16 protein-coding genes are annotated in these 15,004 nt (G+C 72.6%); 6 read left to right on the top strand and 10 right to left on the bottom strand.

Translation table 11 applies throughout. The features are described 5' to 3' along the window. Positions 1-73: 73 nt before the first annotated feature. Both ODJ79_RS42915 and ODJ79_RS42910 read right to left on the bottom strand, forming a co-directional pair. Positions 74-1,489 carry an MFS transporter gene (locus tag ODJ79_RS42915; protein WP_263029485.1) on the bottom strand — a complete coding sequence of 472 codons (1,416 nt, stop codon included), beginning with the start codon at positions 1,487-1,489 and terminating at the stop codon, positions 74-76. A gap of 79 nt (positions 1,490-1,568) precedes the next feature. Continuing rightward, positions 1,569-1,904 (bottom strand): putative quinol monooxygenase, encoded by a 336-nt coding sequence (locus ODJ79_RS42910; protein ID WP_263029484.1) that lies wholly within the window; start codon positions 1,902-1,904, stop codon positions 1,569-1,571. Between the two features lie 142 nt (positions 1,905-2,046). On the opposite strand from ODJ79_RS42910, the gene ODJ79_RS42905 reads away from it, so the two are divergent. From ODJ79_RS42905 to ODJ79_RS42895, 3 genes are read left to right on the top strand one after another with little or no spacing between them, the layout of a single operon-like run. Continuing rightward, on the top strand, positions 2,047-2,508 hold the full coding sequence (locus ODJ79_RS42905) for an RNA polymerase sigma factor (RefSeq protein WP_263029483.1): 462 nt from the start codon (positions 2,047-2,049) through the stop codon (positions 2,506-2,508). Further along, on the top strand, positions 2,498-3,340 hold the full coding sequence (locus ODJ79_RS42900) for a hypothetical protein (RefSeq protein WP_263029482.1): 843 nt from the start codon (positions 2,498-2,500) through the stop codon (positions 3,338-3,340). The genes ODJ79_RS42905 and ODJ79_RS42900 overlap by 11 nt, the downstream gene beginning before the upstream one ends. Positions 3,341-3,394: 54 nt before the next feature. Then, entirely contained in the window at positions 3,395-3,667 is a 273-nt protein-coding gene (locus tag ODJ79_RS42895) for a hypothetical protein (protein WP_263029481.1), read from the top strand. A 12-nt stretch (positions 3,668-3,679) separates the two neighbouring features. On the opposite strand, the gene ODJ79_RS42890 is transcribed toward ODJ79_RS42895, so the two are convergent. Further along, positions 3,680-4,285, bottom strand: coding sequence for a hypothetical protein (locus ODJ79_RS42890; protein WP_263029480.1), 606 nt, complete (start codon positions 4,283-4,285; stop codon positions 3,680-3,682). A 313-nt stretch (positions 4,286-4,598) separates the two neighbouring features. Here ODJ79_RS42890 and ODJ79_RS42885 point away from each other — a divergent pair, with 313 nt between their 5' ends. Genes ODJ79_RS42885 through ODJ79_RS42875 form a run of 3 tightly spaced genes read left to right on the top strand, consistent with a single transcriptional unit; the run spans position 4,599 to position 6,626 of the window. Beyond that, positions 4,599-5,201, top strand: a complete 603-nt coding sequence (locus ODJ79_RS42885; protein WP_263029479.1) for a TetR/AcrR family transcriptional regulator — start codon at positions 4,599-4,601, stop codon at positions 5,199-5,201. 25 nt (positions 5,202-5,226) lie between these two features. Then, positions 5,227-6,006 carry a hypothetical protein gene (locus ODJ79_RS42880; protein WP_263029478.1) on the top strand — a complete coding sequence of 260 codons (780 nt, stop codon included), beginning with the start codon at positions 5,227-5,229 and terminating at the stop codon, positions 6,004-6,006. Positions 6,007-6,047: 41 nt separating this feature from the next. Further along, positions 6,048-6,626 carry a DinB family protein gene (locus tag ODJ79_RS42875; RefSeq protein WP_263029477.1) on the top strand — a complete coding sequence of 193 codons (579 nt, stop codon included), beginning with the start codon at positions 6,048-6,050 and terminating at the stop codon, positions 6,624-6,626. Here ODJ79_RS42875 and ODJ79_RS42870 read toward each other — a convergent pair. The 7 genes from ODJ79_RS42870 to ODJ79_RS42840 form a co-directional block, all read right to left on the bottom strand. Beyond that, entirely contained in the window at positions 6,611-7,375 is a 765-nt protein-coding gene (locus ODJ79_RS42870; protein ID WP_263029476.1) for a class I SAM-dependent methyltransferase, read from the bottom strand. The genes ODJ79_RS42875 and ODJ79_RS42870 overlap by 16 nt on opposite strands. Positions 7,376-7,384: 9 nt before the next feature. After that, positions 7,385-8,650, bottom strand: a complete 1,266-nt coding sequence (locus ODJ79_RS42865) for a glycosyltransferase (protein WP_263029475.1) — start codon at positions 8,648-8,650, stop codon at positions 7,385-7,387. A gap of 27 nt (positions 8,651-8,677) precedes the next feature. Continuing rightward, entirely contained in the window at positions 8,678-10,864 is a 2,187-nt protein-coding gene (locus ODJ79_RS42860; RefSeq protein ID WP_263029509.1) for a GH92 family glycosyl hydrolase, read from the bottom strand. Positions 10,865-11,036: 172 nt separating this feature from the next. Continuing rightward, entirely contained in the window at positions 11,037-11,894 is an 858-nt protein-coding gene (locus ODJ79_RS42855; RefSeq protein WP_263029474.1) for an alpha/beta fold hydrolase, read from the bottom strand. Beyond that, positions 11,891-13,171 (bottom strand): wax ester/triacylglycerol synthase domain-containing protein, encoded by a 1,281-nt coding sequence (locus ODJ79_RS42850; protein ID WP_263029473.1) that lies wholly within the window; start codon positions 13,169-13,171, stop codon positions 11,891-11,893. Before ODJ79_RS42850 ends, ODJ79_RS42855 begins: the two co-directional genes overlap by 4 nt. A 170-nt stretch (positions 13,172-13,341) precedes the next feature. Then, positions 13,342-14,118 (bottom strand): hypothetical protein, encoded by a 777-nt coding sequence (locus tag ODJ79_RS42845; RefSeq protein WP_263029472.1) that lies wholly within the window; start codon positions 14,116-14,118, stop codon positions 13,342-13,344. Positions 14,119-14,169: 51 nt separating this feature from the next. Next, positions 14,170-14,886, bottom strand: coding sequence for a CHASE3 domain-containing protein (locus tag ODJ79_RS42840; protein ID WP_263029471.1), 717 nt, complete (start codon positions 14,884-14,886; stop codon positions 14,170-14,172). Positions 14,887-15,004: the final 118 nt, after the last annotated feature.

Genomic DNA, 15,004 nt, shown 5'->3' with positions numbered 1-15,004 from the left:
ATCATCGCAGCCCGCGTCCACTGTGGTATGTGGCGTGGCCCGGCATGCGTCACGCTCGGCGAGATGGTCCCGGTCAGTGCTGCTCGAGGCCGGCGGCGCGCCGGGGCAGCAGGGGCACCGCGGTGAGGCAGAGCAGCGACAGGCCCAGCACGGTGAGCAGGCTGGTGACCATCGCGTGGGGCTGGCCGCCGCCGAGGGTGTGGAAGTAGACGGTGGTGACGACCGCGGATCCGATGCCGGCCGCGAGTTGCTGGACGGCGCTGAGCGATCCGCTTGCGGCGCCCGCTTCGTCGTGGTCGATGTCGCCGAGGGCGGTGTCGAAGATCGAGCCGAAGCAGGTGCCGGCGCCGATCCCGATGACGAGGGTGACCAGGGCCAGGATCCAGCCGTTGGGGCCGAGGCCGTAGTGGTCGACGACGGCGAGGAAGAGGCCGGCGCCCAGGGCCGTGACGAGCAGGCCGGCCAGCACGAGCACGCGGCCCAGCTTGGTGATCAGCGCCATGCAGGCTCCGGAGCCGATGATGATGCCGATCGTCAGCGGGAGCAGACTCACCGAGGTGTGCGTGGGCGTGTAGTGCAGGCCGTTCTGGAAGAACAGGGAGATCACGTACATCAGGCCGTTGAAGGCGGCGAACACCAGCAGCCCCAGGGTCAGGCCGGAGACGAACCCGCGGTTGCCCAGCAGGCTCGGCTTGATCAGGGGGTTGGCCGAGGTGTGCTGGCGGCGCGCGAACGCGGCGAACAGCACCAGGGCGGCGGCGAGACACCCGAGCGGGACCGCGGTCCAGCCGGCGCTCGAGCCCTCGATCAGGCCGTAGAGCAGGGCGAACATGGTGACGCTCAGCAGCGCGGCCGCCACCCAGTCGATGCGCGTGCGGGGCTCGGGCTCGACGTACGGAAGCGTCTTGATCGCAAGCAGCAGTCCCAGGCCGCCGACGACGACGTTGATCAGGAAGACCGGCCGCCAGCCGAGGCCGAACAGGTTCGCGTCGATGAGGAAGCCGGCCAGGATCGGGCCGCCCACGCCGAAGATGCCCAGCATCGGGCCGAACGCGCCGAACGCCTTGGTGAGGGCTTCGCGCGGGAAGGTCCGCGTCATGATGGCCATGCCCTGCGGGATCAGCAGCGCCCCGAAGGCGCCCTGCAGGAGCCGGGCGGCGACCAGGACGGCCGGGCCGGGGGCGAGTCCGGCCAGCGCCGAGGCGGCGACAAATCCGGTCATGCCGATCAGGAAGGTACGGCGCTGGCCGAACCGGTCGCCGATCCGGCCGCCGAGCACCAGCAGTGAGCCCAGGGCCAGGGCATAGGCGGCGCCCAGCCATTTGACCAGCGCTTCGCCGCCGCCGATGCTGCGCACGATGCTGGGCGCCGCGACGGTGGTGATGGTGGCGTCGATCAGGTCGAGGGCGTCGGCGACGAGGACGACGATCAGCGTCAGCCAGATGGCCCTTGTCGACGCCGTGGGGACGGGAGCAGCGGTGGTGGTCATGTCTCCATGCTGACGAACGCGTTCGTTACGAACAAGTTCTCGGACGAACATGTTCGTCAGATCGCAGAAGCCGGAGGAACTACCGGGCCGCGGGCCGGACGCCGGAGCCGGCGTGCAGGAAGGTGACCTCGACGCCGCTCAGGTACTGCTCACGTTCGGCCAGGAAGTGCCGGGTGTGCGGTTGCCGTTCGTGGGCGTCGAAGGCGGCGCGGTCGGCGTACAGCTCGTAGAAGACGCGTACCAACGGCTCCGTCGGCACGGTGTGCACCACGTACGCGAGGGTGCCCGGCTCATGCCGCTCGATCTCCGGGACCGTCCGCGCGACCAGGGCGTCGAAGCCCGCCGCGGCCGCCTCGTCGCGCACCAGGAAACGCACGACCAGCCCGAATCCGTCAGCCACCGTCCGTCCGCTCACCGGCCGCACTGTACCCCGGCGATCCACCCGCACGGCCGATCACCAAGAATTTCGTCGATCGTGCCGTGACAATCACCCGCCCACCGCCGTCTGTACGGCATGGAAGATTCACTCGAGCCGCCGGGAGCAGGCCATCGCGACGATGACGGAGCTGTTCCGTGCGCATTGGCCGACCGTCGTGGGCTACCTGTGCCGGCGTACCGGCGACCCGGTCCTGGCCGAGGAGTTGGCGCAGGAGACGTTCGTCAAGGCGACCGCCGCGTTCCTCGGGTGGCGGGGCGGCCCGGCCGCCGGGTGGCTGCTGGCCATCGCCCGCAACGTCCTGGCCGATCATCACCGGCGCGGGCGCAGGATCGTGCCGCTGGAGGAGACGCTGCTGCCCGCGCAGGCCTTCCCCGACACCGGGGTGGAGGTCCGCGACCTGCTCGGCCGGCTGCCGCCGACCGCGCGGCGGCTGCTGGAGCTGGCCTATCTGGACGGGTTCACGCACGCCGAGATCGGCGCGATGACCGGGCAGACCCCGGCCGCCGTGCGATCCGCGGTCTGGCGGGCCCGGGATGCGCTGCGCGCGATCGCCGCCGAGGGGCGAGGCCATGACCACTGACTTCGACGAGATCGTGCTGCCGGAACCGCCCTCGCTGCGGCGGGCGGTGTTTCTCGGCGTGCTCCGGACCGGCCTCGCCGCGGTCGCGTGGCTGCTGGTCGGCGCGCTGCTGGTGGTGCTCACCGGGGTCGTCCTGGGTGGCCTGCGGGGCGAGCACTTCGCCGACGTCGCACGCGGCGGTGCGCTGGTCGGCCGGCCCGAGTACGCCTCGGTCGACAGCACCTGCTGCCCTGGGCTGGGCTATTCGCTGCGGATGAGCCTGGACCTGACCACCCGCGGCACCGTCGGCGGTACCAGCACGCTGACCGGTGTCGTCCGGGAGAACGTGCTCGGTGAGATCAGCGCCGACCTGCCACCGGCCGCCGGCACCCCGGTCGGCGAGGCGCTCGACCGCGGTCGCCCGGCCAAGGACGCGACCAAGGCGTTCCTGGCGACGCTGCCGGACTCGGTGGCGGCCTCCGCGGTCGTGGAGTTCGGCACGCCCCTGAGCGCCGACGAGTTCCTCGGCCTGGTCCCGGTGTCCTCGCGCTCGCTGGCGTTCCTGTCCGCGCCGTACGACGAGCCGGTCGCGAGCTGGCCGGCGACCGACCTGCGCGGCTTCCAGGACTGGGTGGGCCAGCTGTCCGGCGGTGACGACGACGCCCTGCGGGCGTTGCAGGCACCCCCGTACGCGCAGCTGCGGTCGCTCGCGGCCGACCCGCACGTGCACGGCGCCGTCCTGGACAACCTCACCGTCACCCAGGTACGCGCGCTGCTGGCCGACCCCCGGGTGACGAGCGTCAACATCGCGGCGGTCGGCTTCGACCCCGCCCGGCAGTTTCCCCACTCCTGAAGACTTCGACCCCGCCCGGCAGTTTCTACACTCCTGAAGACGAGGTATCCGACCATGAAGCACTGGCTCGTTCGATCCACCATCCCGACCGCGCTGCTGATCGCGCTCGGCCTGCTCGCGCTGATCGGCACGATGGTCATCCCGACTTCCACCGTGGAGACCCGCTACAGCGACAGCGCCGTCGCCGGCGCCCCGCAGCCGCCGCCGGTCGTCACGGTCGACCATCAGGGCACCACGCTCGCGGTCGCCCTGCTGATCGTCGCGCTCGCCGCGTTCGCCACGGCGATCGCGCTGGTCGTGCTGCGCCGCCGCAGCCGGGTGGCGTGACGGCGGGTCCGATCAGGTTTGGTCTCGGTGACGGCGGGCTTCGATGTCGCGCATGACGTCGGGGTCCCATTGGCCGGCGTTCCAGTCGTCGCTGGTCGGCGTGGGATTCAGCGCCCACGCCGGGTCTCCCCCGGCGACCGGCGGGTGGGCTCCGTGGCCGACCTGGTGAGCCTGGGCGATCAGGCGCAGGATCCGCGCCCGGCTGTGCAACACGCCCCCGATCAACGCGGCGGCGCCGAGGGCACGGAGGGTCGCCTGGGTGAACAGGACGGCCGGGGCGGTGCGGTCGGCGGCCAGCCAGCTCACACCGAAGCTGAAGACGAGGCAGAAGGAGTAGATGCGGGTGCCCCAATGGCGGGTGTACGAGCGGCCGGAGGAGCCGTACGCCTCGGCGATCTGGCGGGTGCCGCGTGACCAGATCAACCCACTGACCACCACGCCGATGACGGCGCCCAACAGGACCAGACTGGCCAGGACGAAGCCGATCGCCGCGACGGTGTCGGTCCGGACTTCAAAGATGCCACCGAGCACGGCCGCGGCGACCCCGGCCAGGGCGAAGAGGCCGGCGAAACCGACGACGAACCAGGTCGAGACCTCCCAGCCGGTCGTCCGGAGCACGGGCGGAGGCGCCGAGGACCGGCAGGTGTGGCCCTGGCCGGCGTGTTCGAGTGCGGTTCCGCATTTCGTACAGTGCAAAGTGTTCTCCTGAAGGTGCACGGCGGCGACGCCGCCCGGCCGGTTGAGCCGGGCGGCGAGAATCCGCCGGGTTCGATGCGCAGAAATCATGCCCCGGCAGGCGCCGGCCCGCGACCCCGGTAGGCGCCGGCGCCCCGGACGTTCATCACACCGGCGGCGAGGGAGAGCCCCTGCGCATCAGGTAGAGGGCCCGCCAGGTATTGACCTCCATTCCGGAATGATGTGTCATTCATTCATGGCTCGTACCGCGGAACCCGGTCGCCGGGACGCCATCCTGGACGCCGCCCACGCCGTCTTCGCCCGCAAGGGCTACACCGCGGCGGGCATCGCCGACCTCGCCGGCGAGCTGGGCATCGGCCATGGCACGGTCTATCGGTACTTCGACAACAAGCGCGACGTGGCCGCGGCCGTCCTGGACCGGGCGCTGACCCGGATCGCCGAGGTGGTCGCCGCCGAGTCGCCGGACGCCAGCGGCAGCCTGTCGCAATACCGGGCCCAGGTGTGGCGCATCGGCCGCCGGCTGTACGAGCTGTTCGCCGCCGACCCGGCCATGGGCCGGCTGGTCTTCTTCGACCTGGCCTGCGTCGACGAGGAGCTGCGCGAGCGGCACCGGCAGGCGCTCGACCGTTTCGCCGACTACACCGCCGCGTACCTGCGCAACGGTGTTGATCGCGGCTTTCTCCGCGCCGACCTCGACATCGAGATCACCGCCCGGGTGATCAACGGGATGGTCTTCGCCGGCGCCGCCCAGGTCGCCCGCGACCCCGCCGCGGGCGACCTGCGCGACGCCTGGATCGCGGCCGTCGTGACCCTGATGTTCGACGGCCTGGCGCGCTGAGCGGGACACCCAAGGGAGCGAGTCGATGGTCCAGGTCGATGTCTTCTGGTCGTACGCCATCGGCGCCGGCTGCGGCGCCGCCGCCGCGCGGGCGTCGCTGCGGGAGCCGGATCCCGCGCGGCCGGCCGAACGGCGCCTGACCCTGACCGTGCTGTTCCTCGGCTGCGTGTTCGCGCCCAGCGGGATCTGGCTGCTCTGGCAGTTCCCCGGCTGGGAGACGATGCACGCGGCGGCCGGCCCCACGGACCTGCCCGGCTGGCTGGTCTGCACGTTCGCGATCACCAACATCAGCCAGGGGGTGCTCGGCTACCTCGCCGCGCAGGCGCTGTGGCGGCGCGGGCACCGGTACCTGTCCTGGCTGCAGATGCCGCTGGGCTACCTCGCGATGTTCTTCGTGCTCGCCTACGGCTGGGACGGCACCGGGTACCGCCGCTTCTTCGCACCCACCACCGCCGACTGGCGGACCGGCGGGTTCCACCCGGCCGGCTTCCTCACCAGCGACGTCGCCCTCACCCTGTACGCCATGGGCGCGGTGCTGGTGCCGCTGCTGCTGTGGATGCAGGCGAGCTGGTGGTCCGATACCGCCGGGCCGGGCCGGGTCCGGCTCGCCGGCCTGGTGCTCGTGACGGTCTTCGGCCTCGGCCTGGGCACGGCGGCCGCCGCCGCGGTGCTGCTCACCGAGCTGGGGCCGATCGCCGGGCCGACCGCCGTGACGGTGCTGCTGGTGGCGGTGCTGCATCCCCGGAGTGTGGGCGGGCGGCTGGCCCGTCCGTTCCTCGCCGGCGCGTCCGTGCCTGCGCACTGAGGGGGGCGCCTCAGGCGGCCACCAGGTCTACGGTGACCCGCATGACCGACGACTACCCGTGGGAGCCGCCCCTCGCGGGCACCGAGGCGGAGCAGCTGCTCGGCGCCCTCGACCGGCTCCGCACCACCTTCCGCTACAAGGCCGACGGCCTCGGCGCCGACGGTCTGACCGCCCGCCTGGGCGTGTCCACCCTGACCCTCGGCGGCCTGCTGAAACACCTGGCCGCGGTGGAGGACTACTACTCCACCACCAAGCTGCGCGGCGCCCCGATCGGCGAGCCGTGGGAGTCCCTCGGCTGGACCGGCGACAACGACTGGGAGTTCGCCTCCGCGGCCGGCGACTCCCCCGAGACCCTGTACGCGTTGTGGGACGGCGCCGTCGACCGCGCCCGCGAGCGCATGGCCGCCGCGCTGGCCGGCGGGGACCTGGGCCGGCCGGTGCATGCCGCCACCGGCGACGGCACCCACGCGAGCCTGCGCCGCCTGCTCTGCGACCTGCTGGAGGAGTACGGCCGGCACACCGGCCACGCCGATTTGCTGCGGGAGGCGGTCGACGGGCGTACCGGCGAGGACCCGCCGGCCGGCTGGCGCGCGAGGTCGGGCAGCTACCGGTTCCCCTGAGTGCCGGTGACGATCATCGCGTGGCCGAGCACCTTCGGATGGCGCAGCGGAAACGGCAGCGGCATCAGCTCGGTGAGCGGCCGCGGCTGCGCGCCGAGGAGAGCGCAGAGCTTGCCCGGGTCGGGATAGATCGATCGGTCGCCGAAGAGGTCGAGAAACACGAACGTGCCGCCGGGCCGCAGCACGCGCAGTGCCTCGAGAACGCCGTCGGTCTTGTCGGCGTTCTCCTTGATCTCGTGGAAGGTCATGCAGCTGACCACCGCGTCGAACGAGGCGTCCGGAAAGGACAGCGCGCTGCCGCACTGCTGCTGGAACGACACCCGATCGGCCACGCCCTCGATGCGGGCGTTACGGGCACACTCCGCCGAGGAGTACTCCCAGTCGTCCCCCCACGAGTCGACCCCGGTGACGGTCAGCGCCGGATGGGCCTGCGCCAGCTTGACCGCGAGACTGCCGCTGCCACACCCGACGTCCAGCGCGCTGCCGCCCGGCGCCGGAAGCGACGTGGCGACCAGCAGGTGGATCCGGCGCTGGAAGTCCCCGCCACGCGGCCCGAGGCGGTAGGCGGTCAGCGCCAGGATCAGCGTGATGTACCCGAAGATCCCGAGCGGCGCCAGGAACAGCAGGAACCACGGGCTGACCACCGCGAACAGGCAGCCGGCCAGGGCGAGCAGGCACAGGCCGGCGAACACGCGCAGCCGGGACGACCGGATCCACGTACCGTATCGGGGTTGTTCCCCTGCCGACATCCACGGATGTTATCGAGCGGCGGCACCCTGCGGGAACAGGGCGTCGAAGACGGCGTACCGGTCGAACTCCATCGCCTTCTCCCGGGCCCGCAGCTCGTAGTCCGCCCGCTGGGCGGTGGACATGTCGAGCACCACCCGGTCGAGCGCCTCGGCCAGCCCGGTGATGTCCCCCGGCTCGATGATGACGGCGGCCTTGCCGACCGCCTCGCCGGTGCCGCCGGTCAGCGTGGTCACGATCGGGCCGCCACCGGCCAGCATCTTCTCGGCCAGGGCGATGCCGAACGTCTCGACGAAGTCCGGCTCCGGCTTGGTCGGCAGCGCGTACGCGGCGCACCCGGCCATCAGCAGCGGCTTCTCCTCGTCGTCGACGTCGGTGAGGAAGACGATCCGGTCGTCCTCCTTGGCCATCGCCCGGACGTGCTCGAGGGCCGGGCCGGTGCCGGCGACCACCAGCTTGACGTTCTCCCGGCACCGCATCTGCCCGTACGCGATGACCAGGTCGTAAATGCCTTTGGCGCGGGCCACCCGGGACAGGAACAGGATGTAGCCGTCGCGTTCGAGCCCGCGACGGGCCAGCGCCTCATCGACGGAGATATCCGGTTTATCGACAAACGCCGACGAGTCGATCGGCGGGTAACTGACCCGCACACGTGACCGGCACTGGGCGGCGAACGACGTGCCGCAGTGCGCGTCCACCTCGGCGGCGGACGCGATGATCTCGTCACGGGTGTACTCGGAGACCGCCACCACCTCGTCGTTGGCGAGGAACGTCGTGAACAGCACCGTCGCCGCGCCGAACCGGCCCTCGCGCAGACAGGACCGGATCACGTTGGTGACGTCCGAGCCGACCGCCTTGGCGATCGTGCGGACCTGCGGGTGGAAGCCCGCGGCCCGGGCCGCGTTCACCGCTTCGACCACCACCGAGGTGTGCGGGACCAGGTACATCGACAGGCACACGGTCGGCACCGGCTCGGCCAGCAGCTCGACCAGCCGGCCGGTGAGCCCGGCCAGGTGGCGGCCGTCCGGCACCCGGTAGTCGCCGACCGCCTCGGGCCGTTCCACGGTGATCCCCGGGCTGTACGGCAGCAGCCGATCGAGAGGCTTCAGCGGCAGACCGGCCGCCTCCAGCGTCGGAATGGTCCAGGTGAGCAGCCGGACGTCGTCGAAGCCGCGGGTCAGCGCGACCTCGGCGAGATTGCGGGCCTCACCGGAGTGGCCGCAGATCACCGGGTCGGCCCGGACGATGATCACGAGGCGGCGGCTGGGGTGGCTCATGGCTGGTTCCTCGGGGGGTGCAGGGACTCAGGACAGGGACGGGGGACGTATCCCGCTTCCCCAGGTGGAGGGCTCGTGGCCCAGCCTCAGATGCAGCCGCCCGCCGCGGTGCAGGGCGGCGGCGGACAGATGGGCGGCGTGCAGCGGCTCGCCGTTGAGCGTCGCCGACTGCACGTACTGCGGCGGCGGGTCGCGGTCGAGGCCGTCCACGCCGATCGGGGTCTCCACGAAACCGCTGGTCTCGATCACGAACTCGCTGTCGCCGGCCTGGATCGCGGCCCGTTCGAAGGCCGGCGCGTTGATCAGGAAAAGGTGCTGGCCGGCCACCGGGAACAGGCCCAGCGACGCCCAGACGTACCAGGAGCTGAGGCCGCCGGAGTCGTCGTTGCCGGGCAGGCCGCCCGGGCCGGTGCCGAACTGCCAGGTCAGCGCCGAGTGGACCACCTCGGCCGTACGGTCGGGGCGGCCCGCGTAGTGGTACGCCCAGGGCGCCTCCATGTCGGGCTCGTTGTTCAGGCCCTCGAACCGGTTGAGCGCGTAGCCGGCCGCCATCTCGGTCGGCGACGGGCAGCGACCGGGCTGTTTCACCGGGTCCGCCCCGTACCCGAAGAAGCGGTCGAGGATCCCGATGAACGTGTCGTCGCCGCCGGCCAGGGCGATCCGGCCGGCCATGTCGTGGATCAGGCGGAACGAGTAGTTCCACTTGCCACCCTCGTAGAACTCGCTGTCCCGCAGCAGGCCGGTGGCCGGGTCGAAGGCGTTGACCCACTGGCGCCCGCGCCGCTCGAGGTCGTCGGCGAGGCGGCGGTCGTTCAGGGCGCGAGCCACCTGGGCGGTGCAGTGGTGGGCGTACGCGAGATCGAGGGTGTGGGTGATCGGATGGACCAGGCCGTGCTCGAAGAAGTCCTCGCCGTACATCCGGCGCAGGTCGTCCACCATGTGCACCAGAGCCCAGCTCCAGTCCAGGCCGGGCCGGGCCAGCGCGTGCGCGTCCGCGATTGCGGTGTGCGCGAGCGCGCTGGCCTGCCGGAAGAACCGGTCGGCGCCGCGCGCCATCCGGTAGCCGATCGGGAAGTTGCCCTCCTCCTCGCACACCCGGATCAGCGACTCGAGCAGGTCGGTGAAGCGGTCCGGGGCGACCGCGGCGAGCAGCGGCAGCTGGGTCTTGTAGATGTCCCACATCGTGCAGACGTCGTACGCGTACGGGCCGGCGTCGGGCCAGAACGGGCTCTCGTCCTCGGCGATGCACGGCTTGATCAGCGAGTGGTACAGCGCGGTGCCGAACACCCGGCGCCGGGCTCGGGTGCCGCCCTCGACCTGCACCTTGTCGACGTGCTCCCGCCACCGGGCGCGGGTCCGCGAGCGTACGACGTTGAACGCCGGCGCCTCCGGACCGCACTCGCGTTCCAGGTTCTGCCGGGCCTGATCGCAGCCGCGCAGCGAGAACCCCATCCGCAGCTCGATCACCTGCCCGGCCCGGGCCGAGCCCATGAACAGCAACCCGAACGGCCGCAGCGTGGTGTGCCGGATGCTGTCGAAGTCGAGCCGGGTGCCGCCCTCGATGAGCCGCCGGTCGTACCAGAGCATCTGCCGCCAGCCCGGGGTGTCCGCCTCGAGGTGGACCGACAGCGGCACGCCCTCCATCACCACGGTGCCCTGCGCGCGGCCGCGGCCCATGCTCTCCACCTGCGCGCGCAGCGGCACGGTACGGCCGAGGTCGATGGCCAGCCCGCCGCACGACAGGTCGACGACGACCCGGGCCGAGCGGTGCTCCGGGAACGTGTACCGGTGTACCGCCACCTTGGCGCCGACGGTGATCTCGCAGCGCACCCCGGTGGCCAGGGTCGCCGAGTAGTAGCCGGCCTCGGCGACCTCGTTCTGCAGCGCCCACGACTCCCCCAGTGCGTCGAGCGGCTGCACCATCGGGGTCACGCGCACGTAGTTGTAGTACTTGCGGATCGCCCCGGTGCCGGACTGCTGGAAGTGGGTGAACCCGGACGCCTCGAGCCGGTCGAACATCTCCTCCGGAATGCCCTCGGTGTTCTTGGCGTGCCGGCCGTACCCGGTCGGATAGGCCCCCGAGTAGGCGCAGGCGCTCACCATCCCCAGCGGGGAGGTGGCACCGGGATGCGTGTTGCCGACTTGCGGTTTCGGCCACCACCAACTGGCGGCCAGACCGTGTGCGCGCGGCAGGTCGGTCGCTGCGGTGCCGATGAACGGATCGATGTCGTCAAGGATGGCGGCACTCTACCTACGATTGACCCCGTCGCGGTTTCCGTCAGATGAACTCATATTTGATCTTGACCTGAGCCACCCCGGGGCCGGCGACCACACAGACCAAACCCCCATTTTGCGTACGCGACGAACCGGAGCCCGCATCGCCACGTCAGGTGACACCCTCCGGCGTGACATCCGCACCGAGGAACGCCGCGACGGCGGTCATCACCTCGGCGGTCCGCTCGTCGTGCGGGTTGTGCCCGGCGCGCTCGACGATCTCCAGGCGCGCGCCCGGGATGCCGGCGGCGAGCTGAGCCTGGTGCTCCGGCGGGAAGATGAAGTCGTCCCGCCCGGCCAGCACCAGCGTCGGCGCGGTGATGCCGCCGAGCCGGTCCATCACCGACCAGCCGGGCATGAGCGTGCCGAAGCCGAAGATCTGCGCCTCCGGGCGGGCCCTGAGCCGGCGTTTCGCGAACGCGTCGCGCAGCACCGCCGGCCAGCTCGTGTACGGGTCGTAGGCGCTGCCCAGCCGGATCAGCGTGGACAGGAACTCCGCCGGTGCGGTCCCCCCGGTGAACCAGCGCCGGGCGAGCTCGACCTTCTTCGCCGGGAACCCGCGCCGGGCCAGCACCGCGGGCGCGTTGACCCGCTCCCACCAGCTGTCGCCGCCGGTGTCGAGCAGGATCAGGCGGGTGAGCCGGTCGGGGTGGCGCAGCGCGTACTCCAGGGCGACCTTGCCGCCGAACGAATGGCCGAGCACCGCCCACCGCTCGTATCCGAGACGCGCCCGCAGCGCGTCCGCGTCGGCCGTCAGGTTCTCCCAGGTCATCGAGCTGACCGGAGCGCCCGTCGACCGGCCGTTGCACCGGTGGTCGTAGAAGATCAGGGTGAATCGGTCGGCCAGCCGGCGGAACGGCAGCAGCGTCCAGTGGTCGGCACCCGGGCCGCCGTGCATCAGCACGAGCGGCGGGCCGTGCCCGATCACCTCGACGTGCAGCCGTATGCCCCGTACCGCGATCGTCGTCATGCCGGTGCCCTCCTCGCCGACGAGCCGAGCCGGTCCAGCTGCGCGCTGGCCCCGGCGACGAACACCTCCAGATCGGGGTACGCGTCCCGGTCGGCGACAACGCCGATCGTGAACCGGCCGGCGTACGACAGGCCGCCCACGGCGAGCGGCTCGTTCGCGATCAGCGGCAGCATCGGGACCGCGTCGAGCACCGGCGCGCCGCACAGGCACAGCGGCGTCGCCGGCCCCCGGATGCAGGCCGTCGCGACATTGACCCGCTGCCGCATCACCGCGGCGAGAATGAGGCGGCCCAGCGGTCCGCCGCGCACCAGCGTGTCGAGCGAGGTGTGTGGCCGTGCCTTCCGCTCCGCGGTGGCGGCCGCGATCCGCCGCAGGGCCACGCCCGGGTCCGGCTCGCCGACCGGGAGCGGCACGACCATCTGGGCGATCGCGTTGCCCTGGGGTGGGCCACCGCCGGGCGGTCGCAACGAGATCGGCACGTACGCCGGGACCACGGCGGCGCCGGCCAGTTCCCCGCGTTCGCGCAGCACCGCCCGCAGGCCGCCGGCGGTCACCGCCAGCAGCACGTCGTTGACGGTCGCGCCGGCCGCGTGGGCGATGGCCCGGATCTCGTCGAGCGAGTGCCGGATGACGGCGAGCCGCCGGCCGTCGCCGACGGTCCGGTCGAGGCTGGTCCGGGGCCCGGGCCGGGCAGCGATGAGCTCCCGGATCGCGGGCCACGCCCGCCCGTTCCGACCGGCATGTCGTTGTCCGGGATCGTCGTGGGCGCGCGGGTCGCGGTCGGCCGGCAGCGGCCCGCCGAGCAGGGCCGTGACCGTCATCATCGCGGCTACACCGTCGGCGATCACGTGATGCAACCGGACGATCATCGCGACCCGGCGGTCCGGCAGGCCGGGCAGCAGCCAGATCCGCCAGAGCGGGCGGGCGGGGTCGAGCCGCTCCCCGTACAGCCGCTCGGCCACCGCCGGCAGGCCCGCCTCGACCGTCCCGTACGGCAGCGGGCGGACCACGACGTGCTCGGCGAGGTCGAAGCGCGGCGCGTCCGTCCACCGCGGCCCGCCTCGCGAGGTTTGCACCACCTGCCGGAGCCGGGGAACCAGGTCCAGGCGCGATGCCATCGCCTCGCGGATGGCGTCCACCCGAAGCTCCCCGGCCGGGTCGAAGAGGCTCGTCCCGTCCAGCAGCGCGAGCGCGCCGATCTCCTGCGGCCATCGCCGGCCGGCCGACAGCATCAGCCGGTCCAGCGCGGTGAGCCGATCGACCGGCGGGCCGGTCATGGCGTCCGCCGCCGGGTCAGCGTCGCCGGCTGTCCACTCAGGTCGGGGTCCGCCCCGACCTCGCTCCGCTCACGTGTCACCACCATGGCTCCACGCTCCCCGCCGGCACCCACCCGGGTCAGAGTCGCCGGTACTCGCTCCGGGGGACCTCCGGCCGGGGCGCTCGGCGGTCACGCCGGGGGTAGCGCGACGGACCCGGGCGCGGCGCGGGCCCGCCGCCGGGCCGTCACCGCCCTACCGATCAGCACGATCGCGGCGATCAGGCCGATGAACAACGGGCCCACGTAGGGGTCGATCGCCTCGGCCCGGTTCTGCTCCAGCTGAGCCTGCGGGGTCAGCGGCCCGGGGCCGGCGTACGGCATCCACGAGTCGGGCCCGTAGTAGTAGAGGACGGCGGCGGCGAGGAACACCGCCTGGCAGGCCACGACGATCCCGAAGAGCGCGGCAATGGCGCGGGTCTCCTCCGTCCCCATCCGCGCCGCGGCCGCGCCGGCGGCCGCCGCGCGGCCCTCGTCCGGCCGCGCGGCCGCGGCGCGACCCTCGTCCGGCCGCGCGGCCGCGGCGCGACCCTCGTCCGGCCGGGCCCGCCATGCGGCGCCGCCGGCGGCCGCCGCGATCAGCAGGAACGCCAGCAGGGCGGCCACCGGCGGCAGGACCGGCACCGCGGCGGCGAACAGGCCACCGGCCAGCAGTCCGAAGCCCACGCTCGTCAGCGCCGCCCGGGGCGGGAGCCCGCTGTCGCGCCGGGTCACGACCAGGAAGGCACCCAGATACGCGGCGAGCACGGCGGCGTACAGCGGCAGGCCGCTCGCGGACCGCACGAACGTGTCGCCGCCCTGCACCAGGCCGACGCCCGCGATCGCCGCACAGCCTCCGGCCAGCACCGCCCCCGCCAGCCGCACGAGCCAGGCAGCCGCGGACTCGGCGAACCTCCGGGCAGATCTCATGGCGCGCACCCTAGCCCTCACGGCCACCCACCGACAGCACGCACGCTCCCGTCAGAGGGGTAGATCGGCGGCCAGCAGGTCGACCAACCGGAACAGGGGCCCCGCGACCGAGCGGATCAGCCAGGCGGCGATGGCCGCACCGACCACCAGGACGACGAGGAGCCCGACCGCCAGGATCCACACCGACCGCAGCGACGCCGCGGCCACCGCGCTGCTGCCGGAGCGGACCGAGCTGTCCCCCAGCGTTTGCGCACCGGCCAGCGCCTGCTCGTAGGTCTTCCGCAACTCCCGATCCGGGCCCGCCGAGGCGGCGATGGCACGCTCGTGGTCACCGGCCCGGAACGCCGCGAACTCTTCGTGCACCGCACCGATCCAGCGCTCGAACCCGGCCTGCGCCGCGCCGACCGCCTGCCGCTGACCGTCGTTGATCGCCGCCCGCTCTGCCGCCGCGAAGCTGAGGCGTGCGGCGTCGGCGCGGCGATCGGCCTCGTCGACGAACGTCGGATCGCCGGTCAGCAGAAAACCACGCTGATCGTTGGCGATGCCCTTCGCGTTGAGCGCGGCGTCGGCAACCGCACTCGCGTACGGCACCTCGTGATCGTTGAGGCGCGTCTCCCCCTGGCGCAGACCGATCACCAGAAAGATCGCTACCAGCATCGCCACCGCGAACACGGCCAGCAGCCCGCCCAGCCCCAGCATCACCTGGTGCCCCATCGGCAGCCTGCGCCGGCCGGTCAGCTCGGAGTCGTTGTCGGGCACGTCCGTCACCGCCACTCTCGCAAGGAGTCCGCGACGCATCGACCGCCATCGGTCGCCGGCGGATGACCCGATGGTAAACCTCGAACGGCCTTGACCCGGCGGCTCCCGGCTCCGGCGGGGAACGCGG

Source organism: Actinoplanes sp. KI2, from assembly GCF_025630775.1.
Taxonomy (GTDB): Bacteria; Actinomycetota; Actinomycetes; order Mycobacteriales; family Micromonosporaceae; genus Actinoplanes.
Note: the sequence above shows the minus strand (reverse complement) of the source record. Positions and strands in the feature narration are given on the sequence as shown.